The sequence below is a fragment of the Stenotrophomonas acidaminiphila genome (assembly GCF_001431595.1).
Taxonomy (GTDB): domain Bacteria; phylum Pseudomonadota; class Gammaproteobacteria; order Xanthomonadales; family Xanthomonadaceae; genus Stenotrophomonas; species Stenotrophomonas acidaminiphila.
In genome coordinates this window covers 33445-58082 of the sequence record NZ_LDJO01000031.1, presented here as the reverse complement: position 1 = coordinate 58082, position 24638 = coordinate 33445, and the positions used below count along the sequence as shown (strand labels likewise).

24 protein-coding genes are annotated in these 24638 nt (G+C 70.0%); 5 read left to right on the top strand and 19 right to left on the bottom strand.

Annotated elements, in window-relative coordinates; all coding sequences use genetic code 11:
- A partial coding sequence (locus ABB33_RS11365; RefSeq protein WP_248842452.1) for a Glu/Leu/Phe/Val dehydrogenase family protein occupies positions 1–632 on the top strand: 632 nt, incomplete at its 5' end.
- A gap of 73 nt (positions 633–705) precedes the next feature.
- Here ABB33_RS11365 and ABB33_RS11360 read toward each other — a convergent pair.
- Positions 706–3543, bottom strand: a complete 2838-nt coding sequence (locus ABB33_RS11360) for an autotransporter serine protease (protein WP_056932185.1) — start codon at positions 3541–3543, stop codon at positions 706–708.
- 184 nt (positions 3544–3727) lie between these two features.
- Between ABB33_RS11360 and ABB33_RS11355 the strand changes: the two genes are divergently transcribed.
- From ABB33_RS11355 to ABB33_RS11345, 3 genes are all read left to right on the top strand, one after another.
- Positions 3728–4903, top strand: a complete 1176-nt coding sequence (locus ABB33_RS11355) for a thiolase family protein (protein ID WP_056932184.1) — start codon at positions 3728–3730, stop codon at positions 4901–4903.
- A gap of 122 nt (positions 4904–5025) precedes the next feature.
- Entirely contained in the window at positions 5026–5367 is a 342-nt protein-coding gene (locus tag ABB33_RS11350; protein WP_054664409.1) for a hypothetical protein, read from the top strand.
- 210 nt (positions 5368–5577) lie between these two features.
- Complete coding sequence (locus ABB33_RS11345; protein ID WP_054664406.1) at positions 5578–5973, top strand: hypothetical protein; 396 nt, start codon at positions 5578–5580, stop codon at positions 5971–5973.
- Positions 5974–6105: 132 nt separating this feature from the next.
- Here the strand turns inward: ABB33_RS11345 and ABB33_RS11340 are convergent, their stop codons facing one another.
- From ABB33_RS11340 to rlmD, 9 genes are all read right to left on the bottom strand, one after another.
- A complete protein-coding gene (locus tag ABB33_RS11340) occupies positions 6106–7749 on the bottom strand; it encodes an acyl-CoA dehydrogenase family protein (protein ID WP_056932183.1) in 1644 nt (547 codons plus the stop codon).
- 83 nt (positions 7750–7832) lie between these two features.
- Positions 7833–9062, bottom strand: a complete 1230-nt coding sequence (locus tag ABB33_RS11335) for an FAD-dependent oxidoreductase (protein WP_056932182.1) — start codon at positions 9060–9062, stop codon at positions 7833–7835.
- 72 nt (positions 9063–9134) lie between these two features.
- Entirely contained in the window at positions 9135–9341 is a 207-nt protein-coding gene (cspE, locus tag ABB33_RS11330) for a transcription antiterminator/RNA stability regulator CspE (RefSeq protein ID WP_003488188.1), read from the bottom strand.
- Between the two features lie 90 nt (positions 9342–9431).
- Positions 9432–10178: an S-methyl-5'-thioinosine phosphorylase gene (locus tag ABB33_RS11325; RefSeq protein ID WP_054664377.1), complete on the bottom strand. Its 747-nt coding sequence runs from the start codon at positions 10176–10178 to the stop codon at positions 9432–9434.
- Positions 10179–10413: 235 nt separating this feature from the next.
- Entirely contained in the window at positions 10414–10965 is a 552-nt protein-coding gene (locus tag ABB33_RS11320; protein WP_054664375.1) for a hypoxanthine-guanine phosphoribosyltransferase, read from the bottom strand.
- The gene (gene nagZ, locus ABB33_RS11315; protein ID WP_056932181.1) at positions 10965–11972 is read right to left on the bottom strand and encodes a beta-N-acetylhexosaminidase; all 1008 of its coding nucleotides are present in this window, start codon (positions 11970–11972) and stop codon (positions 10965–10967) included. The genes ABB33_RS11320 and nagZ overlap by 1 nt, the downstream gene beginning before the upstream one ends.
- Positions 11973–12026: 54 nt before the next feature.
- Entirely contained in the window at positions 12027–12722 is a 696-nt protein-coding gene (locus ABB33_RS11310; RefSeq protein ID WP_056932180.1) for a DsbA family oxidoreductase, read from the bottom strand.
- A gap of 26 nt (positions 12723–12748) precedes the next feature.
- Positions 12749–13252, bottom strand: coding sequence for a CYTH domain-containing protein (locus tag ABB33_RS11305; RefSeq protein WP_056932179.1), 504 nt, complete (start codon positions 13250–13252; stop codon positions 12749–12751).
- 212 nt (positions 13253–13464) lie between these two features.
- Positions 13465–14802, bottom strand: a complete 1338-nt coding sequence (gene rlmD, locus ABB33_RS11300) for a 23S rRNA (uracil(1939)-C(5))-methyltransferase RlmD (RefSeq protein WP_056932189.1) — start codon at positions 14800–14802, stop codon at positions 13465–13467.
- Between the two features lie 124 nt (positions 14803–14926).
- On the opposite strand from rlmD, the gene ABB33_RS11295 reads away from it, so the two are divergent.
- On the top strand, positions 14927–15643 hold the full coding sequence (locus ABB33_RS11295; protein WP_054664365.1) for an Hpt domain-containing response regulator: 717 nt from the start codon (positions 14927–14929) through the stop codon (positions 15641–15643).
- Between the two features lie 23 nt (positions 15644–15666).
- On the opposite strand, the gene recO is transcribed toward ABB33_RS11295, so the two are convergent.
- The 9 genes from recO to rpoE all read right to left on the bottom strand — a co-directional run bounded on the left by recO (position 15667) and on the right by rpoE (position 24350).
- Positions 15667–16389 (bottom strand): DNA repair protein RecO, encoded by a 723-nt coding sequence (gene recO / locus ABB33_RS11290; RefSeq protein ID WP_056932178.1) that lies wholly within the window; start codon positions 16387–16389, stop codon positions 15667–15669.
- A gap of 54 nt (positions 16390–16443) precedes the next feature.
- Complete coding sequence (gene era / locus ABB33_RS11285; RefSeq protein WP_056932177.1) at positions 16444–17343, bottom strand: GTPase Era; 900 nt, start codon at positions 17341–17343, stop codon at positions 16444–16446.
- A complete protein-coding gene (gene rnc / locus ABB33_RS11280; RefSeq protein ID WP_054664356.1) occupies positions 17340–18014 on the bottom strand; it encodes a ribonuclease III in 675 nt (224 codons plus the stop codon). The genes era and rnc overlap by 4 nt, the downstream gene beginning before the upstream one ends.
- Positions 18007–18375, bottom strand: a complete 369-nt coding sequence (locus ABB33_RS11275; protein WP_056932176.1) for a DUF4845 domain-containing protein — start codon at positions 18373–18375, stop codon at positions 18007–18009. The genes rnc and ABB33_RS11275 overlap by 8 nt, the downstream gene beginning before the upstream one ends.
- Positions 18376–18402: 27 nt before the next feature.
- Complete coding sequence (gene lepB, locus ABB33_RS11270) at positions 18403–19221, bottom strand: signal peptidase I (RefSeq protein WP_056932175.1); 819 nt, start codon at positions 19219–19221, stop codon at positions 18403–18405.
- Positions 19222–19264: 43 nt separating this feature from the next.
- The gene (gene lepA, locus ABB33_RS11265) at positions 19265–21058 is read right to left on the bottom strand and encodes a translation elongation factor 4 (RefSeq protein ID WP_054668627.1); all 1794 of its coding nucleotides are present in this window, start codon (positions 21056–21058) and stop codon (positions 19265–19267) included.
- 154 nt (positions 21059–21212) lie between these two features.
- Positions 21213–22730, bottom strand: coding sequence for a DegQ family serine endoprotease (locus tag ABB33_RS11260; RefSeq protein ID WP_056932174.1), 1518 nt, complete (start codon positions 22728–22730; stop codon positions 21213–21215).
- 124 nt (positions 22731–22854) lie between these two features.
- Complete coding sequence (locus tag ABB33_RS11255; RefSeq protein WP_056932173.1) at positions 22855–23733, bottom strand: sigma-E factor negative regulatory protein; 879 nt, start codon at positions 23731–23733, stop codon at positions 22855–22857.
- The gene (rpoE, locus tag ABB33_RS11250) at positions 23730–24350 is read right to left on the bottom strand and encodes an RNA polymerase sigma factor RpoE (protein ID WP_054664342.1); all 621 of its coding nucleotides are present in this window, start codon (positions 24348–24350) and stop codon (positions 23730–23732) included. The genes ABB33_RS11255 and rpoE overlap by 4 nt, the downstream gene beginning before the upstream one ends.
- Positions 24351–24638 lie beyond the last annotated feature (288 nt).

The following is a 24638-nucleotide window of genomic DNA, read 5'->3' as shown; positions in this document are numbered from 1 at the left end:
GCCTGAGTGCCTCGATCAACCGCAAGTTCGGCCACGAGGAAGTGGGCAAGGTCAGCATCGCCGTGCAGGGCCTGGGCCACATCGGCATGGAACTGGTGAAGCTGCTGCGCGAGCGCGGCGCCAAGCTCTACGTGACCGACCTGGACCCAGTGCTGGTGCAGCGCGCGGTCACCGAGTACGGCTGCGAGGCGATCAAGCCCGATGCCATCTACGACGTCGCCGCGGACGTGTTCGCGCCCTGCGCGATGGAAGGCGCCATCGGCATGGAGGAGCTGGACCGGCTCAAGGCCAAGGTCATCTGCGGTACCGCCAACAACCAGCTCGCCAGCCATGCGGTGGGCGACGAACTGCACCGGCGCGGGGTGCTGTGGGCGCCGGATTACGCGGTCAACGCCGGCGGCGTGATGAACGTGTCGCTGGAGATCGACGGCTACAACCGCGAGCGTGCCATGCGCCTGATCCGCAGCATCTACCACAACCTCGGGCGCATCTTCGACCAGTCCGAGCGCGATGGCGTCTCGCCACAACGCGCGGCCGACCGCATCGCCGAGACCCGCATCGAGGCCATCGGCAAGCTGAAGATGCCGCTGGGCCGCGCCGCGCCGCGCATGAGCCGCCTGCGCGGCGAGTAGACACGGCACCCGGCCGGCACAAAAAAGGCGGGCGACCCGGTCGCCCGCCTTTTGCATGTCCGCTGCCGGCGGCTCAGAACCCGCGCATGAACCGCAGCGACAGCTGCCGGTTGTCGCCGCGTCCGCCCAGGCGCTGGTCGTAGCCCAGCGACAGCTGCGCATCGCGCGCCACCCAGGCATCGAGCGACACGCCGAACAACCCGGCAGAGCGCGCGGGTTGCAGGCCATACAGCGGCGCCCAGGCATCGATACCGGTGAAGCGTGCCTGCAGCGGCCCGGCACCGGCGGACAGCGCCTGCTGCCACTCGGCATAGCCGTTCAGCTCCAGCCCGTGCCAGCGGTAGCTGCCGCGCATGCCCGCCATGGCCCGCACCTGGCTGGAATGCCAGCCGCCGGCGCTCAGCCCGAACCCATAACCGCCCTGCTCCTGGAACGCGTCACTGTCGATGCGGGCGTAGTCGGCGCCCAGGTACGGGGTGAACGCGCCCCGACCCAGGTCGAAGCGGTACCCGGCCTCGGCACTGCCGGACAGGAAACGGCCGTCGTAACGCGCCATCACCCCGGCACGTTCACCGCCCAGCAGCAGGCCGCGGTCCAGCTCACGCTGGAAGCCGCCAAAACCGATCTGCCCGAGCGCGTACGCCTGGCCCCACTGGCGCCCGGCATAGAACCGGGCCTGGGTCTGGCGGTCGCGGCCGCGGTCGCTGGCTTCGCCGCCGGCCAGTTGCGCCTGCATCTGCCCGAACGCGAAGCCCACCCGGGCATCGCCCATGCCGGTCTCGCGGCCCAGCATCCAGCCGCCCAGGCGGTAGTCGCCACCGGCGTAGCCGCCCTGCCCGCCGCCGCCCAGCGAACGCGACCAGGCCCCGTCGGCGCGGCTGCCGCCCTCGCCGAACTGCGCGGACAATGCCCGCCGGTTCATGTCGATGCTGTCGAAGGTCATCGCCAGCGCCAGCGCATGTGCTTCGCCGGTGAGGCTGCGCAGGCTCGCGCCCAGCCCATTGAAACCACCGCCACCCTGCTGCAGCGCGCTGGCTCCGGCCGCGAACGCACCCGCCCGCAGGCCGGCATCGCCATCGAGCAGCTCGAAGGCACGTTCCACCCGCTGCGCCGCGGCCAGCGTCGCCGCATCCATGCCGGCGGCACGCGCGGCCGCGGTCACGTTGACCCGCTGCAGGTCCAGCCACGCGTTGTGGCTGTCATAGCCGTAGCCGGCCTGCAGCAGCGCCACCCCGGCACTCTGGGTGGCGGCCGGAGCCGCGTCGAACTGCCCGTTGACGCCACCAGCGGCATGGATCAGGTCCTGCCGCGTGCCGTCCTGCGGCACGTAGCCGGCCACCACCCCGTTGACCAGCACCCCGCCCCCCTGCAGCGTGGCCGTGCCGGTCACCTGCAGGGCATTGATGCCCAGCGCGATCAGCAGCCGCGCACCGCTGCGCTGCAGGTAGTCGCCATCGATGGTGCTGCTGTTGCCGCCGCCGAGCATCACGATGCTGGCGCCGTTGTCCACGTTGCCCGTCACCCGGGTCGTGCCGCCCATGAACTGCAGGGCCGCACCCGTCGGGTCGGGCTGCGCCACGACAGTGACGCTGGAACGTATCGAGGCGCCATCGCGCAACGCCAGCGTGCCCTGCTCGATACGGGTAGCGCCGCCGTAGGTATTGGTGCCGGCCAGGCTCAGCGCACCGGGGCCGCGCTTTATCAGCCCGCCAGTGCCGCTGATGTCGTTGCTCCAGACCGACCCCAGCCCCAACTGGTTGACGCCCACCGCCACATCGCCCCAGTCGAACCGGGCCGGGCCTTTCACCGCCTTGCCGACGTTGAGCAGGCCGTAGCCGAACACCGCATCCGGGCCGGGATCGCCCAGGTCGGTGGCGGTGCCCAGCAGGGTCTGCCGCACCAGGTTGTTGTCGAAGTACGGGAAGGCCTGCCACACCAGCGCCGCCGCACCCGATACCAGCGGCGCGGCGTAGGAGGTGCCACTGCCGTAGTAGTAGGACAGGTTCGACGCCGTGGCATTGGGACCGACGAAGGCGGACGTACCCGGCGCCACCAGGCAGTAGTTCCTGGCCACGCCGCAGGCGTTGGAGTAATCGGCCAGGCGGCTCGGATTGGCCGTATCCAGCGCCGCCACCGCCAGCCAGCCGCGCTCCAGGTCGGCCGCCGGACGCGAACCGTTCTCCCCCGGCTGGCTCGGCAGCGCGGCCATGTCGCTGGGATTGGCGCGCGATTCGTTGCCGGTGGCGAACACCACCAGCCCGTCGTTGCCGACGATGAACGGGCGGTACTCGGCGGCGATCTGCGCCGTCACCGTCGGCCGCGTCCAGTACAGCCCGCCCCAGGAGTTGTTCATGATGCGCACGCCGGCGCGGATCAGGTCGTCATGGACGCCACTCATCCCCAGCCCACCGGTGACCTCGTTGCCCTGCCCGGACCCGTCGTCCTTGGGCCGCTCGTCGTTGATGATGCGCGCCGAGACGATCCGCGCGCCCGGCGCGATGCCACCGGGCCATTGCCCGGCGGCGGCACCGGCGGCCAGCTGCGCCACCGTGGTGCCATGGCCGACCACGTCGTCCACCGCCAGATTGTTGCGGCGCGGATCCACGTAGCTGAAATTGGCCACCACCCGCCCGGCCAGCGTGGGATGGTTGCGCATCACACCCGAATCGACCACGCCGATGCGGATGCCAGCACCGGTGAAGCCGGCCGCCTGCGCGGCCCTGGCGTTGGTCAGCGCCAGATGCGCGTCCATTGCCGGCTGCGGTGTGGTCGTGGTCGGCGGCGGCGAGGTCGGCGGCGGATTGGGCGGCGGTGGCGGGCTCGACTTGCTGCCACCACCGCCACCGCATGCGGCCAGCGCCAATGCCATCGAAGCGGCCAGTGCGTTGTAGCCCCTGAACGTGCTGCGCATCCCCTCTCCCCCATGACTGGCCGGACACCGGAATCCCGTCGGGTAGTGCCACCTGCCGGCCATGCGGTGGCTCACCTTCTATACTGCAACGACAAACCGCTGTCTGCCGGGATGTGCCGTTGGTCCAATGGGCACCCCGCCGGCGGCTTTCGATAATCGTTGCAGGATACAACCGAGACCGCACATGTCCGACATCGTCATCGCCGCCGCAAAGCGCACCGCCATCGGCTCCTTCCTCGGCCAGTTCAACGGCGTCCCCACCCCGACCCTCGGCGCCACGGCGATCCGTGCGGCCATGGAACAGTCCGGCGTCGCCGCCGCCGATGTTTCCGAAGTGATCATGGGCTGCGTACTGCCGGCCAACCTGGGCCAGGCACCGGCGCGCCAGGCGTCGCTCGCTGCCGGCCTGCCCGCCAGCACCGGCTGCACCACGCTCAACAAGGTGTGCGGCTCGGGCATGAAAGCGATCATGCTGGGGCACGACCTGATCAAGGCCGGCTCGGCCAGCATCGTCGTCGCCGGCGGCATGGAGTCCATGTCCAATGCGCCGCACATGATCCCCAACTCGCGCACCGGCAACCGCTACGGCAACTTCCAGGCGGTGGACCACATGGCCTGGGACGGCCTGACCAACCCCTACGACGGCCAGGCCATGGGCGTGTTCGCCGAAGGCACCGTCGCCAAGTTCGGCTTCACCCGCGAAGAGCAGGACGCCTACGCCATCGAGTCGGTCAGGCGCGCGCAGGCCGCGCAGGCCGCGGGCGCGTTCAAGGATGAGATCGTTCCGGTCAAGGTCGCCACCCGCAAGGGCGAGGTCGAGGTTGACCAGGACGAACAGCCGGGCAAGTCCGACATCGCCAAGATCCCGACCCTGAGGCCGGCCTTCAAGAAGGATGGCAGCGTCACCGCCGCCAGCTCCTCCAGCATCTCCGACGGCGCCGCCGCCGTGGTGCTGATGGACGCCGGCGAAGCCACGCGTCGCGGCGTGCAGCCGTTGGCCCGGATCGTCGCCCACGCCACCTTCGCGCAGGAGCCGGAGTGGTTCACCACCGCGCCGATCGGCGCGGTCAGGCAGGTGCTGGACAAGGCCGGCTGGCAGGTCGGCGACGTGGATCTGTTCGAGATCAACGAAGCCTTCGCGGTGGTGGCGATGGCTCCGATCCGCGAGCTGGGCATCGCGCATGACAAGCTCAACGTCAACGGTGGCGCCTGCGCGCTGGGCCATCCGATCGGCGCTTCGGGCGCGCGCCTGGTGGTCACGCTGGTCAACGCGTTGCGCAGCCGTGGCCTCAAGCGTGGCATCGCCTCCCTCTGCATCGGCGGCGGCGAAGCAACTGCCATCGCCATCGAATTGATTTGATTGGGCTTAATACCTTTTTTACAAAAATGAATGCGCGGTCGCTTGACAGTCCAAATGGGCTTGTCATCATGTTTAAGGCGCGCAATGGCGCGTTGCCTAATCTAACGACGAGGATTCACACAATGAGCATCAACAAGCTGCTGATCGCGATGGCCCTGGGCCTGGCCCTGGCCGCCTGCTCGAAGCAGGAAGCTGCCCAGGACGCCGCTGCTTCGGCCAACGAAGCCGCCACCGACGCCCAGGCCGCCGCTGACCAGGCTGCTGCCGCCGGCGCCGAAACCGCCGACGCCGCCCAGGCTGCTGCCGACACCGCCGCCACCGCTGCTGACGCCGCTGGTGACGCCGCTGCCGCCGCTGCTGGCGCCGCCACCGACGCCGCTGCCGGCGCCGCTGCCGACACCGCCAAGGCTGCTGAAGACGTGGCCGACAAGGCCAAGGACGCTGCCGAAGAAGCCAAGAAGTAATAACTTCTGCTTCGACGCAAGTCAGAAAAGCCGCTGGTTCGCCAGCGGCTTTTTTTTTGTCTCCTCTCCCAGCTCCAGCGTGCGCATGCGGTGCGGGCGCGCTGGCCGCAGGCCCGCGCAGTTGCTGCATGAGGCACCGGCGGCGTTGACGCAATCTGAATCCGCCTCACCCTACGCTGCGCGCGTCGTCCCCCAAACCAGGAGAACGCGATGAAGCTGTTTGTCCCGCTGCTGGCCGGCAGCCTGATGCTGGCCCTGTCCGCCTGCAACGACCCCAATGCCGAACAGGCCAAGCGTGATGCCGAAGCCGCGGCCGACCACGCTGCCGAAGCCGCGCGCAACGCCGGTGAATCGGCGGCCGACGCCGCCCGCAATGCCGCCGACCGCGCTGCCGACGCCACCCGCGAGGCGGCCGCCAGGTCGGAGCAGGCACTGGACCGCGCGGCCAATGCGACCAGCGCCGCGGCGGACGATGCCTCGGTAGCGGCCAAGGAGGCCGCGGCCAATGCCAGCGCGGCGACCGCGGACGCCGCACAGAAGGTCGCCGACGAAGCGCACGACGCGGCCGAGAAGGCCCGCCAGAAGGCCGACGACGCCAAGCACTGACCGGGTAGCCTCGTCTCGATCGCGCAGCCGCCCCCGCCGGGCGGCTGCGCGGTCCCCGCGTTGGCGGCGACACGGCCCCTCTGCGGATCCACGGCCGCCGCGCTTGCGGCCGACAAGGTGGCCGTGGTGGTATCAGCGCGAGGGCACGGTCCGTTCCAGGATGTCGCTGAACGCCACCGACGCGTCCAGCATGCCGTAGGCCGGGGGCATGGGCGCCGCCAGCCGCGCGGCGATGAACGCGGCCGCCACCGGGCTGCCGGCACGCAGCAACGTGGCGGCCTGCAGCAGGATCGCCAGCGAGGCGGCCATGCGCCGCGCCATGGCCTCGGCGACCACCTCGCCCTCGCCTGTCGGCGGCAACGCATCGAACGCGGCATCGTAGGCGGCATCATGTCCACGCGCCTGCTCCAGTTCGTGCAGCAGCACCTGCCGCGACTGCGGTTCGCGCGCCAGCGCGCGCAGCACATCCAGGCACTGCACGTTGCCACTGCCTTCCCAGATCGAATTGAGCGGCGCCTGCCGGTACAGGCGCGGCAGCATGGATTCCTCGACGTAGCCGGCGCCACCCAGGCACTCCTGCGCTTCGTTGACGAAGCCCGCCGCCCGCCGGCAGAGCCAGAACTTGCCCAGCGCCGTGGCAACGCGTGCGAACGCCGCTTCCGCCGGGTCGCGGGCGGCCGCATCCACCGCGCGCGCCACGCGCATCGCCAGCGCGGTGGACGCCTCCGACTCCAGCGCAAGGTCCGCCAGTACGTTGGCCATCAGCGGCTGCTCGACCAGGCGCCGGCCGAACGCGCGGCGGTGCCGCGCATGATGCAGTGCCTGGGCCAGCGCCATGCGCATTTCCGCCGCCGCGCCGAGCATGCAGTCCAGCCGCGTCAGCATCACCATCTCGATGATGGTCGCCACGCCACGCCCTTCGGCACCGATGCGCCTTGCCCACGCGCCGCAGAACTCGACCTCGCTGGAGGCGTTGGCCCAGTCGCCGAGCTTGTCCTTCAGCCGCATCAGCCGGAAGGCGTTGCGCGCGCCGTCGGGCAGCCGCCGTGGCATCAGGAAGCAGCTCAGTCCGCCGGGGGCCTGCGCCAGTACCAGCCAGGCGTCGGACATGGGCGCGGACAGGAACCACTTGTGCCCGACCAGGGCGTACTCGCCCTCGCCCGCCAGCGGGGTCGCGCAGGTGCGGTTGCTGCGCACGTCCGAGCCGCCCTGCTTCTCGGTCATGCCCATGCCCACGGTGATGCCGGCCTTGCCGGCGATAGGTACGTCGCGCGGGTCGTAGTGCGGTGCGGCGGCCTTGGCCGCCCACTCGGCCAGCGCCGGCTCGCGGCGCAGCACCGGCACCGCGGCGTGGGTCATGGTCAGCGGGCAACTGCTGCCGGCTTCCGCCTGGTGGTGCAGGAAACTCAACGCGGCACGCGCGACGTGCGCACCGGCCTGTGGCTGCCGCCACGACAGCCCGGCCACGCCATGCGCCTTGGCCTGTTCCATCAGGCGATGCCAGGCGGGGTGGAAATCCACGGTATCCACGCGCAGGCCCTGCGCATCGTGGGTGCGCAGCAGCGGCCTGTACCGGTTGGCATCGAAACCGAGCCGGTACAGTTCGCCGCCGGCCAGCGCGCCATAGCCATCCAGCAGCGTGGCGAACGCCTCGCCGCCTTCGCGCGCGACCGCTTCGCGCAGCACGCGGTCGTCGCGCCACAGGTTGCACTCGGGAAACGGCGGCGGCTGGTTGAATACCACGTGGGTTTCGAACGGCGCTGCATCGGTGTTCATGGCCGGCCCCTGCGCACGGGAGGATGCCGCCCATTCTGCCGCACCGCGCCGGCGGCGACGGCGCGGCGTGCGGCGGCCCCGGCTCAGTCGTCGCCGGCAAGCGCGCGCACGAACTCCGGCGCCAGCGGCAGCGCGCCGAATACACCCTGCTGGGTGCCGCTGAGCACGCGCAGCATGTGCCCGTGCCCGCCCGGCATGCGTCCCAGCGGCCTGAACAGGAGGTCGCGCGCATGTGCGATCCAGTCGCGGTCGGACTGGAACAGCGGGGTCAGCCAGCGGCTCCAGAACTGGTACAGGCGCACATGCGCCTGGCGCATGGCCTGGTAGTGCGCCAACGCCGCATCGACATCGGCCTGGCCGCGCAGTGCGTCGCGCAGGGCCAGGGCGTCGAGCAGGGCCATGTTCACGCCCTGCCCGAGCTGCGGGCTCATCGAATGCGCGGCGTCGCCGGCCAGCACCAGGCGACCGCGGTACCAGCGGTCCATCACCGCGTCGCGGTAGCTGGCCCGCGCCAGTTGCGACGGCAGGGTGATGTCCTGCAGGCGCTGTCGCGCCTGTGGCCACAGCTGCCCGATCTCGTCGAGCCAGGGTTCGAGCCCGGCCTGCTCCCAGGCACTGAAGCCGTCGCCGGGCAGGCTCCAGAAGAAGCTCAACCGCGGCACCGTGTCGCCGGGGCGCGTACCCACCGGCAGCAGGCCAATCATCCGCCGCGCCGCCACGTAGCGCTGGCGCAGTTCGTCGGCGAACGGCCAGTCGCCCGCGGGCAGCAGGCACCACAGCGCCCCCCACGGGTACGGGCGGTCCAGCCGCGTGCCGCGCACCTGCGCGCGCAGCGCCGACGCGGCGCCGTCGGTGGCGACCACCAGGTCGAATGGCCCGTGCCACTGCCCATGCTGGTCGCGAACCCGGCGCAGGCTGTCGTCGATGGCGACGATGCAGCGGTCCACGTGCAGTGCGTCGCCATGCTCCCAGGCCGCGTCCAGCAGCGAGAACAGCGCCCCGCGCTGCATGCCGACCCCGTGCAGGCGCGCATCCAGCCCGGCGTAGCGCATGTCCATCACCGCGCGGCCGCAGGGCGTCTCGCCGTACAGGCGGCGCACCACCGCGCCATGGGCCAGCACCTGCGGCAGCAGGCCCATCCGCCACAGCACCTGCAAGCCGCTGGGCTGCAGCAGGAAGCCCGCGCCTACCGGCCCGGGCCGCGGCGCGCGCTCAAACACCTGCACGCGGTGGCCGTCGCGCGACAGCAGCACGGCCAGCGACTGGCCGGCCGTGCCGTAACCGACGATGGCGATATCCAATGACCTGTCCATTGCGTTTCCCGGGTCCGGCGGCCTAAAAAAAAACCCCGCCTCGGCGGGGTTTTTCCGGCACAGCCGAGTGGATCACTCGACCGGCGTGATATTGGAAGCCTGGGCGCCCTTCGGGCCCTGGGTCACGTCATAGCTGACGCGCTGTCCTTCCTGCAGGCTGCGGAAACCCTTGGAATTGATCGCGGAGAAGTGCGCGAAGACATCGGCGCTGCCGTCCTCCGGTGAGATGAAGCCAAATCCCTTGGCGTCGTTGAACCACTTGACGGTACCGTTCGGCATGGTGATGCGAGACCTTGTTCGATGAATGGATTGATGCACGCTGAATGAAGCGCACTCGCTGAGTATGCAAAGCTTGGGCCGGGATGACAATCACCCCCGGGCCAGTTCCCCCACCAGGGCCGGCAGCCCCGCCGACGCCGCGGCGACGTTGGCCAGCACTTCGTCCATGGTGATCTCGGCCGCGTCGCCGCAGCCCGCCGCCCAGTTGGCGACGATCGCCAGGCAGGCGTAATCCAGCCCCAGCTCGCGCGCCAGCCCGGCCTCGGGCATGCCGGTCATGCCGACCAGGTCGCAGCCGTCGCGGCGCATCCGCGCGATTTCGGCGATGGTCTCCAGGCGCGGCCCCTGGGTGGCGCCATAGCAGCCGCCGTCATGCACCGCGACGCCGCGCGCACGCGCCGCGGCCAGCACCTGGGCGCGCAGCGCTGGCGTGTACGGGTGGCCGAAATCCACGTGCAGCACCTCGCTGCCCTCCTCCTCGCACAGCGTCGAGATCCGCCCCCAGGTGTAGTCGATCAGCTGGTCCGGGCAGGCCAGGACGCGCGGGCCGAAGTCGTCGCCAATGCCGCCGACGGTGTTCAGCGCGAGCACGCGGGTGGCGCCCAGCTGCTTCAGCGCGGCCAGGTTGGCGCGGTAATTGACCTTGTGCGGCGGGATCGAATGCCCTTCGCCATGGCGGGCCAGGAACGCCACCCGGCGCCCATCCAGCCGGCCGATGCGCACCGGGCCGGACGGCGCCCCGTAGCGGGTCTGGACCTCATGGGTCTGGACGTCGTCCAGCGCGGCAAGCTTGTAGACACCGGTGCCGCCGATCACGGCCAGTGCGATATCGTCCATCGTTGTTTCCTGGTGTTCTGTTCGCAGTCGAAGGCGACGCGGGGCGCGGCCCGGTCATCCTAGCGGCCGATGACCGGCACCCGCCAGCGTCGTGCGCTCCGGAAGCTGACCGGGGCCCGGCCCCCTGGGTCCGGGGTGCATGGCAGGCGGGAGACGGGGCCCACGGTTCGCGGCGCAGACCGTGGGGCGGCAGCGCGAGGCGATCGCGCGTGCCGGCCGATGCCCGGCCTTGCTGTTACTGTTTCATCGCGTAGATCGCCGGCAGCGAGCGCAGCGATTCGCTCACGTCCATGCCGAAGCCGAACACGAAGCGGTCCGGCAGTTCGATGCCCGCGTAGTCGGCCTTGACGCCGTCCAGGCAGCGGTCGTGCTTCTTGACCGTGAGCACCGCGATGCGGACGTCGGTGGCGCCCTGCTCAAGGCACCAGTCGCGCACGCCCTGCAGGGTGAAACCCTCGTCGAGGATGTCGTCCACCAGCAGCACGCGGCGGCCGAACAGCGAGGACACCGGGCGGTGCTTCCAGACCAGCTCGCCACCACTCTCGCCGTGGTAGCGCGAGGCCTGCATGTAGTCGAACTGCGCGTCCTGGCCGCGCGCGCCCAGTTCCAGCGCCAGCTGGCCGGCAAACGGCAGCGCGCCGTTCATGATCGACAGGAACACCGGGACCTCGCCCTTGTAGTCGCGCGCGATGGCGTCGGCGATGCCGGCGATGGCCTTGTCGATGGCGGGGCGATCGACCAGCAGGTCGGCCTGGGCCACGGCTTGTTCGAGAGTGAGTTTGGACATCAGGCGGTTCTTCCAAGAGTTTCGAGCAGACGGGTTCGGGTGTCGCCGTGGCGGGCGTCGGCCAGCAGGCCGCCCCAGCCCATGGCACCGTGGGCGATCAGGCCCAGCAGCGCGGCGGTGTTGAGGCTGCGGCCGGCCACGGCCTGCAGCGATTCTTCGACCAGCTCCGGGTGGCAGACCAGCACCACGTCGCAGCCGGCGTCCAGGTGGGCACGGACCCGGGCGCTGACGCCACCGGCGGCGGACGAGGCCGCCATGCCGATGTCGTCGGAAAACACCACGCCGCGGAAGCCCATCTTTTCGCGCAGGATCTGGTTGATCCAGCGCGGCGAACAGCCGGCCGGTTGCGGCGCCACCTGCGGGTAGACCACGTGGGCCATCATCACCGCATCGGCGCCGGCCTGGATGCCGGCGCGGAACGGCAGCAGATCCTGCGCTTCCAGCTCGTGCAGCGGGCGCGGGTCGATGGCGGTGTCGTGGTGGGTGTCCTCGCGCACCGTGCCGTGGCCCGGGAAGTGCTTGAGCGTGGCGGCCATGCCGGCCGCGTGCATGCCGCGCACGTAGGCCTGCGCCAGCGCCGCCACGACCTGCGGGTCCTCGGCGAAGGCGCGGCTGCCGATGGCCAGGTTGCCGCGCCCCAGGTCCACCACCGGGGCGAAGCTCAGGTCCAGCCCGGTAGCGCGGATTTCGCTGGCCATCAGCCAGGCATGCTGTTCGGCCAGCGCCAGCGCCGCGTCCGGGTCGGTGGCGTGCAGCCGGCCGAAGCCCTCCAGCGGCGGCAGTTCGGTGAAGCCGGCGTGGAAGCGCTGCACGCGGCCGCCTTCCTGGTCCACCGCCACCAGCAGCGGACGCGCGGTGGCGGCGCGGATCGCCGCGGTCAGCTCGACCACCTGGTCGCGCGAGGCGAAATTACGCTTGAACAGCACCACGCCGGCCACGGCGTCATGCTGCAGCCAATCGTGTTCCTGTGCGGTCAGGGTGGTACCGGCGACGCCGATCAGAAGCATGTGCGGATTCCCATACGGCCAAGCGGGGCATTGTCGCAGATGGCGCCCGCCACGTCAGACGCTGCAGCCGTCCGCGCCGCAGGCCGGTTCATCGTTGCCGGCGACCGGCGCCGGTGCCAGCTCGGCGGCGACCTTCTCCAGCACCTGCGCGAACACCTCCGGCGGCTGCGCGCCCTGCACCGCGTAGCGGCCGTTGATGACGAAGGTCGGCACCGACTGGATGCCCAGCGCCTGCGCCTGTCCCAGCCCGGCGCGGACCTCGGCCAGCCCTTCGTCCGAGGCCAGCAGGGCCTCGACGCGCGCGGCCGCAATGCCGCCGGCAGCGGCGGCCGCGGCCAGTACCTCCGGGTCGGCCAGGTTGCGGCCCTGTTCGAAATGGGCGCGGAACAGCGCTTCGCCGACCGCTTCCTGTACCCCCTCGCGCCCGGCCAGCCACAGCAGGCGGTGCGCCGGCAGCGTGGTCACCCGGACCTGGCCACGGTCGAAATCCATCGGCAGGCCTTCGGCGCGGGCGGTGGACTGGGTCTGCGCCAGCATCTGCGCGGTGCGCTCGGCGCCGCCGAACTTGGCCGCGTAGGCCTCGCGCAGCGGCACCGGGGTGGTGTCGGCGCCCGGGTCGAGCAGGAACGGGTGCCAGCGCACCTCCACCTGCGGGGCCTTGTCGCCCATCAGTTCCAGCGCACGCTGGAAACGATGCTTGCCGATCCAGCACCAGGGGCAGACCACGTCGGACCAGATGTCGATGCGCATGGGGATTCCTTCGTTTCGATGGGGGTTCAGGCGCGCTCGTCCGCATCCCACCGGGTATAGGGATGCGAGGCCAGCGCGAGGTTGTAGTAACGGGACTGGTCGGTCACTTCGGTACCGGCCCAGTTGGGCTTGTCGACGGGCTGTCCGGCATGCTGCAGCTCCACCTCGGCCACCACCAGCCCGGCGTTGTCGCCGAGGAACTCGTCCACCTCCCACAGCAGCCCGCCATGCCTGACCAGGTGGCGGCGCTTGTCGATCAGGCCGCCGACGCACAGCGCCAGCAGCGCGCGCGCCTCGTCCACCGGAATCGGGTAGTCGAACTCCTGGCGGGTATGCCCAAGCTCGCGCGACTTGATGTTCAGGTACGCCGCGTCGCCCTGGATGCGCACCCGCACCGAGGCCTTCTGCGCACCGCTGTCCATCGCCGCCATGTCATTGATGTAGCCCTGCGCCATCGGGATGACGGCGTGCGCGGCGGCGCGCCAGCCGTCGTCGGTGACCAGGAACTTGCGCTCGATCTCGATACCCATCCGGAACCTCGCAGGTGTGGATCCCTCACGGAATCAACGCACGTCCATGTGCGCGTATTCGACTGGTGCGGATCCTTCGCAGGAACGGCGCACATCCATGCGCGCGGATTTCATTTATGCGAGTCCCTCGCAGGAGCTGCGCACATCCCTGTGCGCGGATTTCACCTATGCGAATCCCTCGCAGGAGCAGCGCACGTCCCTGTGCGCGGATTTCATTTTTTCTCGAACACCGCGATGCTTTCCACGTGCGCGGTATGCGGGAACATGTCCATCGCACCGGCCGACACCAGGGTGAAGCCCTGCTCGTTGACCAGGTAGCCGGCGTCGCGCGCCAGCGAGCCAGGGTGGCAGCTGACGTAGACGATGCGCTGGAACTGCTTCAGCGGCAGCTGCTGCAGCACGTCGATCGCACCCGAGCGCGGCGGGTCGAGCAGCAGCTTGTCGAAGCCCTGCCGCATCCACGGCGCACCGCGCTGGTCCTGGGTGAGGTCGGCGGCGAAGAACTGCGCGTTGTCCAGCCCGTTGCGCTGCGCGTTCTCCTTCGCCCGCGCCACCAGCCCGGCCTCGCCTTCCACGCCCACCACCTCGCGCACGGTACGCGCCAGCGGCAGGGTGAAGTTGCCCAGCCCGCAGAACAGGTCGAGCACGCGCTCGTCCGGCTGTGCGTCCAGCAGCGCCAGCGCATGCGCGATCATCTGCTGGTTGAGCTTGGCATTGACCTGGATGAAGTCGAGCGGGCGGAACGCCAGCTCCACGTCCCACTGCGGCAGCGCGAACGACAGCGGCACGCCTTCGGCCGGCCACAACGGATGCACCGACTCCAGTCCACCCGGCTGCAGGTAGATGGCAAAGCCATGCTGCTGGCCGAACGCCTGCCAGGCCTGCCGGTCCGCGTCGGACAGCGGCTGCAGGTGGCGCACGGTCAGGGCGATGGCGGCATCGCCGCCGATGAATTCGATCTGCGGGATGTCGCGCTTGCCGTCCAGGCCCTCGATGAAGGCCGACAGCGCCGCCACCCGGGTACCGATCTCGGGGATCACGGTCAGGCACTGCGACAGGTCGGCGACGAAGCGCGGGTCCTGCTCGCGGAAGCCGACCAGCGTCTTGTCCTTCTTTTCGACCCGGCGCACCGAGAAACGGCCCTTGCGCCGGTAGCCCCAGTTGTCGCCCACCAGCGGCGGCAGCACCGCACCGGGGCTGACGTGGCCGATGCGGGTCAGGTTGTCCATCAGCACCTGCTGCTTGGCCACGATCTGCTGGCCCTCGTCCAGGTGCTGCAGCACGCAGCCGGCACAGACACCGAAATGCGGGCAACGCGGCTGCACCCGGTGCGGCGAGGCGGTGAGCACTTCCACGGTCCGCGCTTCGTCGAAATGGCGGCTCTTGCCGGTCTGCTCGGCCATCACCGTCTCGCCAGGCAAGGCACCGGCCACGAAGGTCACCTTGCCGCCCTCGCCTTCACGGCGGGCGACGCCGCGGCCGTCATGGCTGAGGTCGAGGATGTCGGTCTGGAACGGGGTCTTGTCTATGCGGGATCTGGATCGGGCCACGTGGCGGAAGGCTGCGGGTTGCGGGGCGACATTGTCGCAGATGCACATCGGCCTGACTTCCGCCGCTTGCGTGGCAGCGCCACATCGCCAATCATGCCCGGCACAGCTGACATGGAGGCAGCAGATGAATACGCATGCCCAGGTGGATCCACCGCGCCTGCTGCTGGTCGAGGACGACGCGACCAGCCAGGGCTTTTTCAGGGCCGCACTGGAAGCACTGCCGGCCGCGGTCGATGTCGCCGGTTCGGTCGCTCAGGCATTGCAGATGGGCAGCGCCACCCGCCACCACCTGTGGCTGGTGGACGCCCATCTCCCCGACGGCAGCGGCCAGGCGCTGCTGCAGCGCCTGCGCGCACTGCACCCGCAGGTCCCGGCACTGGCACACACCGCCGACAATGGCGCGGGCGTCCGGCAGTCGCTGCACGCGGCCGGTTTCGAGCGGGTGCTGGTCAAGCCGATGACCCGCGCCGAACTGCTCGCCGCGGTCCGCGACTGCCTCGGCCAGGCCGCAGCCGGACACGCCCCGGCGGGCGAGGACGCGGTCGCGCCGGACTGGGACGAGAGCGCGGCGCTGAGCGCGCTCAACGGCCAGCAGGCCCATGTCGTGGCGCTGCGCGAACTGTTCCTGTCCGAACTGCCGGTCGCCCGCGACGCCGTTTCGGTGGCACTGCGCCAGCATGACGACGGCGCCCTGCGCAGGCAACTGCACCGACTGCAGGCCAGCTGCGGCTTCGTCGGCGCCTCGCGGCTCGGCCGCGCGGTACGGCAACTGCACCAGGCGCCGGAGTCGGACATGGCGCGGCGCCAGTTCGACGCGGCGGTGAGCGCCCTGCTGCACTGAGCCCGCCGACCGCTCGGAGGTTGCTAGCTCCCGCCCTTCAGCTCACCCAGCATTTCCCAGGATTTGAGCCCGCGCCCGCCCAGATGGTGCAGCAGCACCGCGCGCATCTGCGGCCGCAGGCTGGCCAGGTCGGCCGCGGCCGGCGCCTGGTCCGCGGCCAGCGCCAGCAGCGCCGCACCGGTGGCCAGGCCCCGGCGCTCGGCGGCGTTGCGCTCGCTCAGCAGGCGCAGCGGCCCCTCCTGCGGATCCAGCCGGTAGCGGGCGGCCGGGTCGATGGGTTGCCCGTCCGCGCTGCAGGTCCAGTCGAAACCGAAGCCCAGCGCATCGAGCAGGTCGCGCTCGAAGCGCCGCAGGGCCCACGCCAGGCCGGCCGCATCGGCCAGCTGGTGGCGGACCTGGCCATAGGCATGGTGCAGCTCGGGCAAGGGGTCGTGGCGCGGCGCCAGCCGCAGCACCAGTTCGTTGACGTAGAAGGCGGCCAGCATCGACTGTCCATGCAGGCGCGGCGCCGCGTCCTGGCTCTCGGCACGGCGCAGCTGCGCCAGTTCGCCGGTCATCACCGCATCCAGGCGGATCGACTGCAGCGGCTGCAGGGCCGCGCGCAGGAGCTGTTTTTTCGGTCCCTGCACGCCACGCGCCAGCAGGCCGATGCGGCCATGCGCGAGCGTCAGCGCCTCGACCAGCAGGCTGGTCTCGCGCCAGGGGCGCGCATGCAGCACATAGGCGGGTTCGTCGTCGATCCGCATTGGCGCTCGCCGCGGGCGCGGGCGGGCGGACCGCCCGGCACGCCCGCCTGCCGGTTACTCGCCGTACCCGAAGGCCCTGAGCGCGGCTTCGTCGTCCGACCAGCCCTCGCGCACGCGCACCCAGGTTTCCAGGAACACCTTGGCACCGAACAGCCGCTCCATCTGCAGGCGGGCCTTGGCGCCGATTTCCTTCAGCCGCGTGCCGCCCTTGCCGATCACGATGGCCTTCTGGCCCTCGCGTTCGACCCAGATCACCGCACCGATGCGCAGCAGGTTGCCGTCCTCGGCAAAGCGCTCGATCTCCACCGTGGTCGCATACGGCAGTTCCTCGCCCAGCTGGCGCATCAGCTGCTCGCGCACCAGTTCGCCGGCCAGGAACCGCTGGCTGCGGTCGGTGATCTCGTCCTCGCCGAACATCGGCGGGGCCTCGGGCAGCAGCTTGAGCACGTCGCGCACCAGCGCTTCCAGGCCATTGCGCTTCTGCGCCGAGATCGGGTGTACGCCGGCGAAATCGCGGCCTTCGGTGATCTCCTGCAGGAACGGCAGCAGCGCGCCCTTGTCCTTCAGGCGGTCGACCTTGTTGACCACCAGCAGCACCGGGATGCCGGCGTCGCGCAGCACGTTGAAGGCCAGCGTGTCCTCTTCGTCCCAGCGCCCGGCCTCGATCACCAGCAGGCCGGCGTCCACGCCCTCCAGGGAGCTGCGCGCGGCACGGTTCATCACCCGGTTCATCGCCCGCTTCTGCTGGCGGTGCAGCCCGGGGGTATCGACCAGCACCAGCTGCCCCTCGGGGAAGGTGGCGATGCCCAGCAGGCGGTGGCGCGTGGTCTGCGGCCGGTTGGAGACGATGCTGACCTTGGCGCCCACCAGGGCGTTGGTCAGGGTCGATTTGCCGACATTGGGGCGGCCGATGACGGCGACGCTGCCACAGCGGTGGGAGGATGTGTCGTTCACTTGGAATCCAGTTGCTCGATCGCGGCCGCAGCCGCCTGTTGTTCGGCCAGCCGCCGGGAGCTGCCTTCGCCCTCGGTGGTCACGTCCGGGTCGGTCAGGCGGCAGCGTACCCGGAAATGCCGGGCATGGTCATCGCCGGTTTCCGATACCAGTTCATAGACCGGCAGCGGTTTCTGCCGCGCCTGCAGCCATTCCTGCAGGCGGGTCTTGGGGTCTTTTTCGGGTTTGCCGACCGGCACCGCGGCCATCGGCGCGTCGAACCAGGGCAGCACCCGCGCGCGGCAGGCCTCGAAACCGGCGTCCAGGTAGATCGCCGCCACCACCGCCTCGAAGGCATCGGCCAGGATCGAGTCGCGGCGGTGGCCGCCGGACTTCATCTCGCCGGGCCCCAGGGTCAGGCGCTGGCCCAGTTCCAGGGTACGGGCCATGGCCGCCAGTGCGCCTTCGCACACCAGCGCCGCCCGCGCCCGGGTCAGCGCGCCCTCGTCGGCCTTGGGCCAGCGGGCGAACAGGGCCTCGGCCACGATCAGGTTGACGATGCTGTCGCCCAGGAATTCCAGGCGCTCGTTGTGCGGCGCGCCCGCGCTGCGATGGGTCAGGGCCTGCTGCAGCAGACCCGGATCCCGGAACGGGTGGCCGATGCGGTCACCCCGCGTCACCGTCCTACTCACCGTGCGAGGTCAGGTCCTGGGAGTTCTCGAAGCGGCCGACGATGTCGAGGTTGCCCACCAGCGGGCGGCGCACTTCATAGCTCACGTTCATGCGCACGCCGCCATCGATGCGGTCGAACTTGATGTTGTCGCGCTTGACGCTGTCCGAGTAGTTCATGTCCATGCGCTTGAAGAACAGCTCCTGCGCCCTGGACGGATCGGACGTGCCCGGCTCCTTGGCCAGGGCCTTCATCGAGGTCTTGACCGCGTAGAACTCCTGGTACATCGGGAACAGCTTCATGCCGACGTAGAGGGCGAAACCGACCACGGCCAGCACCATCAGGAACGACGTCAGCGTCATGCCGCCTTGCTTGCGATTCATAGCGTTCTCCCCCGGGTTGCGCCTAGGTTACTGGATGCCCGAGCCGATCCGCGACGGCTCGAAGCCGTCCTTGCAGAACCAGCCACTGCAGTTGAGCCAGATCAGGAACGCCTTGCCGCGCAGGTTCTGCTCCGGCAGGAAGCCCCAGAAACGGCCGTCGTCGCTGTTGTCGCGGTTGTCGCCCATGACCAGGTACTGGCCCTGCGGCACCTGCCAGTCACCCTGGCCGGCCGGGTTGGCGCGCCCCAGGTACTCCAGCACGGTATGCGTGCGGCCCGGCAATGCCTCGCTGAGCAGGGTGGCGCCGTTCATTTCGGCGCCGCGGCCCTTGCCCACGTACTCGCCCTTGACCTCGTAGGCCAGCGGCTGGCCATTGATCGACAGGGTGTCGCCGTGGAAGCCGATGCGGTCGCCCGGCAGGCCGATGACGCGCTTGATGAAATTCTCGCCGCGCTGCGGGTCGCCGGGCATGTCCGGATGGCCCGGGAACTGGAATACCACCACGTCGCCGCGACGCGGCTCGCCGGTCGGGATCACCTTGGTGTTGGTGATCGGCAGGCGGATGCCATAGGCGAACTTGTTTACCAGGATGAAATCACCGATCAGCAGGTTGGGCATCATCGAGCTGGACGGGATCTTGTACGGCTCGGCGATGAAGCTGCGCAGCACCAGCACCACCGCCAGCACCGGGAAGAAGGCGCGCGAGTAATCGACGACCGCCGGTTCCTCGCTGTCCAGCAGGCCACCCTTGGTCGCGCGGCGCTTGGCCAGGAACAGTTTGTCCAGCAGCAGGACCAGGCCCGAACCCAGGGTCAGCACCACCAGGGCGATTTCAAACCATTTCATTCGTCATCCTTCGCTATGCACGGGTCCCGGCGGCAGGCGCCGGTCACTTGTTGTCCATCTGCAGCACGGCCAGGAAGGCTTCCTGCGGGATCTCCACGCGGCCGACCTGCTTCATGCGCTTCTTGCCTTCCTTCTGCTTCTCAAGAAGCTTCTTCTTGCGCGAAATGTCGCCACCATAGCACTTGGCCAGCACGTTCTTGCGCATCGCCTTGACCGTGGTGCGGGCGATGATCTGCGAGCCGACGGCGGCCTGGATGGCGACGTCGAACATCTGCCGCGGGATCAGGTCCTTCATCTTCTCGCACAGCTCGCGGCCGCGGCGGTCGGCGTGGCTGCGGTGCACGATCAGCGACAGCGCGTCGACCTTGTCGCCGTTGATCAGCACGTCCACGCGCACGAACGGACCGGCCTCGAAACGCACGAAGTGGTAGTCCAGCGAGGCGTAGCCGCGGCTGACCGACTTGAGCTTGTCGAAGAAGTCCAGCACCACCTCGGCCATCGGCAGCTCGTAGCTGATCTGCACCTGGCTGCCCAGGTAATTGATGCCGATCTGGCTGCCGCGCTTTTCCTCGCACAGCTTGATGATGTTGCCGATGTACTCCTCGGGCGTGAGCACGTTGGCACGGATGATCGGCTCGCGGATCTCCTCGACCTGGTTGACCGGCGGCAGCTTGGCGGGGTTGTCCATCATCACGATGGAGCCGTCGCTCTTGAGCACCTCGTAGACCACGGTCGGCGCGGTGCTGATCAGGTCCAGGTCGTACTCGCGCTCCAGGCGCTCCTGCACGATCTCCATGTGCAGCATGCCGAGGAAGCCGCAGCGGAAGCCGAAGCCCATCGCCTCGGAGCTTTCCGGCTCGAAACGCAGCGCCGCGTCGTTCAGGCGCAGCTTGTCCAGCGCCTCGCGCAGGTCCGGGTAGTCCTCGGCGTCGACCGGGAACAGGCCGGCGAACACGCGCGGCTGCATTTCCTGGAAACCGGGCAGCGGCGCCGGCGCCGGGTCGGCGGCCAGGGTCAGGGTGTCGCCGACCGGCGCGCCGTGCACGTCCTTGATCGACGCGGTGATCCAGCCCACCTCGCCGGCCGACAGCTTGCCGGTGACCTTGCGCTTGGGGGTGAACACACCCACCGCGTCGACCTGGTGGTTGCGGCCGGTGGACATGACCAGCAGCTTGTCGCCGGTCTTGACCTCGCCCTGCATCACCCGCACCAGCGAGACCACGCCCAGGTAGTTGTCGAACCAGGAGTCGATGATCAGCGCCTGCAGCTTGTCGGTATCGCGCGGGGCCGGCGGCGGGATGCGGTGGACGATGGCCTCCAGCACCTCCTCCACGTTCAGGCCGGTCTTGGCCGACACCGGTACCGCGTCGGTGGCGTCGATGCCGATCACCGCCTCGATCTCGGCCTTGGCACGCTCGATGTCGGCGGTCGGCAGGTCGATCTTGTTCAGCACCGGCACCACTTCCAGGCCCATCTCGACCGCGGTGTAGCAGTTGGCCACGGACTGGGCTTCCACGCCCTGCGCCGCGTCCACCACCAGCAGCGCGCCCTCGCAGGCCGCCAGCGAACGGCTGACTTCATAGGAGAAGTCGACGTGGCCGGGGGTGTCGATGAAGTTCAGGTAGTAGGTTTCGCCATTGCGCGCGGTGTACGGCAACGACACCGACTGCGCCTTGATGGTGATGCCACGCTCGCGCTCGATCGGGTTGTTGTCCAGGACCTGCGCTTCCATCTCGCGCGCGGTCAGGCCGCCACAGATCTGGATGATGCGGTCGGCCAGGGTGGACTTGCCATGGTCGACGTGGGCGATGATGGAGAAATTGCGGATGTTCCGCATCGAATCGGCAGACATAAGGTGGCGGCGGCGCGTCGCGTCGTCAGGATAACGCGCCATTATCGCACGCCAGGCGGCCAGCCCGCACAGGCCGCCGGCCCGGACGGCAGGAGCCGCCCGGAGGCGGCCCCTGCGTACAGCTTGATGAAGGCCAGGCTCAGCCGCCGGCCCGGACCGCGACGAAGGCACTGTTGCCGCCCGCCCGCACCAGCAGCATCACCACGTCGCCCTTCTTGTAGCCGGCCAGCTCGCGGTTGAGCGCGGCCACGCTGCCGACCGGGGTCCGGCCGACCTGCAGCACCACCATGCCTGGCGACAGCCGCGCCTCGCGCGCCGCCTGGCTGTTCACCGCGGTGATGCGCACGCCCTCGCCGGCGTCCAGCCCCAGCTGGCGGCGCTCGGCGGCCGTCAGGTCGGCCACCTCCAGCCCCAGCAGGGCGTTGGCGCCGGCCTGCGGCTTGTCGCCGCCGGCCGCGGCCGGGGCATTGGCCGGGCGTGCGGCGTCCTCGGCCAGTTCGGTCAGGGTCACGCTGATCTCGCGCGGCTTGCCGTCGCGCAGGATGCCCAGCCGGACCTTGCTGCCCGGCGGCATCGCGCCGATCAGCGGCGGCAGGTCGCTGGAGGCGGCGATCTCGGTGCCGTTGACCGAGCGGATGACGTCGCCGACTTCCAGGCCCGCCTTGCGGGCCGGGCTGTCCTCGACCATCTGGTTGACCAGCGCGCCGCGGCTGTCCGGCATGCCGAGCCCCTGGGCCTTGAGCGAGTCGAGCGGCTCGACCACCACGCCCAGCTGGCCACGGCTGACCTTGCCGGTCTTCTTGATCTGCTCCACCGCGCTCATCGCCAGGTCGATCGGAATGGCGAAGCTGATGCCCATGTAGCCACCGGACGCCGAGAAGATCTGCGAATTGATGCCGACCACTTCGCCGCGGGTATTGAGCAGCGGGCCGCCGGAATTGCCCTGGTTGATCGCCACGTCGGTCTGGATGAACGGCACGTAGCGCTGTTCGGCGTAGGGGTTGCTGCGGCCTGTGGCACTGACGATGCCGGCGGTGACCGAATGGTCCAGGCCGAACGGCGAGCCGATCGCCACCACCCACTGGCCGGGCTTGAGCGTATTGGAATCGCCCACGCGCACGGTCGGCAGGCCCCTGGCGTCGATCTTCAGCAGCGCCACGTCGTACTGCTCGTCGCTGCCGACGACCTTGGCGTCGAACTCGCGGCGGTCGCTGAGCTTGACCTTGACCGTCTCGGCGCCGTCGATCACGTGGTGATTGGTCAGCACGTAGCCGTCGGCGGAAATGATGAAGCCCGAGCCCATGCCGCGGCCGCGCGGGCCGTCTTCCGGCGCCTCGCGGGGCATCTGGAAGTCCGGGCCGAAGAAGCGCCGGAAGAACTCCGGCAGCTGGTCCATGTCCGGCCGCGCGCCGCCCGCCATGCGCGGACCGCGCCGCGGGCCGATCACGGTTTCCACGTTCACCACGCCGGGCCCGACCCGGTCCACCAGCTGGGTGAAATCGGGCAGGCCGCTCACCAGTTGCGGGGCCGGCGCAGCCGGGCGCGCGGCGACCGCCTGTTCGGCGGGAGCGGTGGGGGCGTTGCTCTGGGCACAGGCGACCAGCGGCAGGGTCATTGCCAGCAGGCCGAACAGCCGCGTATGGATACGGTGGGTCATCAGACTCGAGCCTCCGATTGGAAAGTGAAGAAACACGCTCCGCCCGGCATCGAGCGCCAGACGGGGAAATCCCGGGAAACCGCACCCGCCGCGCATGGCCGCCGGTGCGGGAAGAAGTGCCTGCTCAGGGCCGCGCCGGCTGCGCGTCCGGGGCCGCCTGTCCCCCTTGGGATGGCAGCCGCGGCTCGAACGGGTAAAAGGTCGCCCCGCCTTCCGTCGGCGCGCTGGCATTCAGGGCGGTGCCCGACAGTGCCGGCGACAGGCTCGAGCGCGGCCATGGACGCGCCTGCAGCACGCCACCAGGGTCGGCGAACGGATCGCGGCGGAGCGCCGGCGGCGGTGCCTGCGCGGCCACCGCGCGCGCCGGCTCGGCCTGGCGTGCAGCCACGCTGCGCGCCGCCTGCTGGGTACGGGTGGCGCTGCCACGCCGCACCGATGCATCCGCACGCCGCAACGCCACGGCGGCCACGGCAGGCGCCGCGGCGGCCAGCCCGGCCTCGGTGCCGGCCTCGGTACCGGCACCCGCGGCCGGGTCGGCATCGGCCACCACCGTGGCCGCCGGAACCTGGGCGGCGGTGGCGATCACGGTCTCCGGCACGGCCGGTCCGGGCAACTGCCCGCGCGCCATGAACAGGGCCACGGCCGCGACCGAGGCCGCCAGCGCGGCGCCCCCGCCCCAGCGCCGCCAGCCACCGCGACGAACCTGCCGTTCGGATGCAGGGGAGGCCTGCCCCGCACCGGCTTCGATCGCCGCGCGGATCCTGAGGTCGAAGCCGGCCGGTGCCGGGGCGCAGGCCTGGCCGCGCAGCACGTCGCCCAGCAGCTGCCAGCGCTCCTGGCAGCCGGACAACTCGCCGTCGTGCTGGAGCCGGCGCAGCAGGAAACGCGCCTCGTCGGTGGGCAGCTCGCCATCGACCAGTGCCGACAACTGCTGCCGGTAATGAAGTTCGAACTTGTCGGCGGCATTGCCCGCCGCCGCATCGACGCGGCCGGAAACATTCATGCGCGGCTCCTTTCACGGGTGGCGCTGGCGGTATCCAGCAGCGGACGCAACTGCACGTCGATGGCCTCGCGGGCACGGAATATCCGCGAACGCACGGTGCCGATCGGGCAGCCCATCCTGTGTGCGATTTCCTCGTAGCTCATGCCTTCCACCTCTCGCAACGTGATGGCCGAACGCAGCTCCTCGGGAAGCGCGTCGACCGCCTTCATCACGGTCTGTTCCAGTTCCTGCCGCATCAGTTCGCGTTCGGGCGTGTCGGTGTCGCGCAGGCGCGCACCGGCGTCGAACTGCTCGGCATCGCCGATATCGATATCGTCGGTCGGCGGGCGCCGGTTGTGCGCGGCAAGGTAATTCTTGGCGGTATTCACTGCGATTCGATGCAACCAGGTATAGAACTGGGCGTCGCCACGGAAATTCCCGATCGCGCGGTAGGCGCGAACAAAAGTGTCCTGGGCCACGTCCTGACATTCACTCCAGTCGGCGATGTAGCGCCCGATCAACGCGACGATGCGGTGCTGGTACTTGCGCACCAGGACATCGAACGCCGCGCTTTCGCCGCGCTGCACGCGCCGGACCAGCTCCAGATCCAGCTCCTGCGGTGTTTCAACCTCGGCCATAAAGGGCCGCACTCCTGTCAGCCCAACCGACGTCGGGCAATGAGACCGCCTGTGGCGGAAAAAGTTCAGCGTCCGGTCCCCGGAGCGCCGCACCGTCCTTCAGAGCATGTTTACATTGCGGCCACCGCCCCCGCGCCACGGCCAGGCGCGCGAAGGGCACGTACACACCCTGCAACCTGCGTTCGGATAGCCTGTCGGCCACGACCGGCCGGCACGAACGCCCCTGCTTCCCAGAGCATTGGGATTTGACGCCGGGGAAACAACCTCTGGATCATAGCGATCTTCTCC

Bases quoted from the DNA above. Each gene is read 5' to 3' on its own strand.
- rpoE (WP_054664342.1), bottom strand. From the start codon at position 24,350: ATGGCCGAGGTTGAAACACCGCAGGAGCTGGATCTGGAGCTGGTCCGG.
- ABB33_RS11350 (WP_054664409.1), top strand. From the start codon at position 5,026: ATGAGCATCAACAAGCTGCTGATCGCGATGGCCCTGGGCCTGGCCCTG.
- ABB33_RS11255 (WP_056932173.1), bottom strand. From the start codon at position 23,733: ATGAATGTTTCCGGCCGCGTCGATGCGGCGGCGGGCAATGCCGCCGAC.
- ABB33_RS11360 (WP_056932185.1), bottom strand. From the start codon at position 3,543: ATGCGCAGCACGTTCAGGGGCTACAACGCACTGGCCGCTTCGATGGCA.
- lepA (WP_054668627.1), bottom strand. From the start codon at position 21,058: ATGCGGAACATCCGCAATTTCTCCATCATCGCCCACGTCGACCATGGC.
- ABB33_RS11345 (WP_054664406.1), top strand. From the start codon at position 5,578: ATGAAGCTGTTTGTCCCGCTGCTGGCCGGCAGCCTGATGCTGGCCCTG.
- ABB33_RS11340 (WP_056932183.1), bottom strand. From the start codon at position 7,749: ATGAACACCGATGCAGCGCCGTTCGAAACCCACGTGGTATTCAACCAG.
- ABB33_RS11305 (WP_056932179.1), bottom strand. From the start codon at position 13,252: ATGGGTATCGAGATCGAGCGCAAGTTCCTGGTCACCGACGACGGCTGG.
- ABB33_RS11275 (WP_056932176.1), bottom strand. From the start codon at position 18,375: ATGAATCGCAAGCAAGGCGGCATGACGCTGACGTCGTTCCTGATGGTG.
- ABB33_RS11335 (WP_056932182.1), bottom strand. From the start codon at position 9,062: ATGGACAGGTCATTGGATATCGCCATCGTCGGTTACGGCACGGCCGGC.
- ABB33_RS11355 (WP_056932184.1), top strand. From the start codon at position 3,728: ATGTCCGACATCGTCATCGCCGCCGCAAAGCGCACCGCCATCGGCTCC.
- lepB (WP_056932175.1), bottom strand. From the start codon at position 19,221: ATGAAATGGTTTGAAATCGCCCTGGTGGTGCTGACCCTGGGTTCGGGC.
- ABB33_RS11310 (WP_056932180.1), bottom strand. From the start codon at position 12,722: ATGCGCATCGACATCTGGTCCGACGTGGTCTGCCCCTGGTGCTGGATC.
- recO (WP_056932178.1), bottom strand. From the start codon at position 16,389: ATGCGGATCGACGACGAACCCGCCTATGTGCTGCATGCGCGCCCCTGG.
- cspE (WP_003488188.1), bottom strand. From the start codon at position 9,341: ATGCCGAACGGTACCGTCAAGTGGTTCAACGACGCCAAGGGATTTGGC.
- ABB33_RS11325 (WP_054664377.1), bottom strand. From the start codon at position 10,178: ATGGACGATATCGCACTGGCCGTGATCGGCGGCACCGGTGTCTACAAG.
- ABB33_RS11260 (WP_056932174.1), bottom strand. From the start codon at position 22,730: ATGACCCACCGTATCCATACGCGGCTGTTCGGCCTGCTGGCAATGACC.
- nagZ (WP_056932181.1), bottom strand. From the start codon at position 11,972: ATGCTTCTGATCGGCGTCGCCGGTACCACCCTGACCGCACAGGAACAC.
- ABB33_RS11295 (WP_054664365.1), top strand. From the start codon at position 14,927: ATGAATACGCATGCCCAGGTGGATCCACCGCGCCTGCTGCTGGTCGAG.
- ABB33_RS11320 (WP_054664375.1), bottom strand. From the start codon at position 10,965: ATGTCCAAACTCACTCTCGAACAAGCCGTGGCCCAGGCCGACCTGCTG.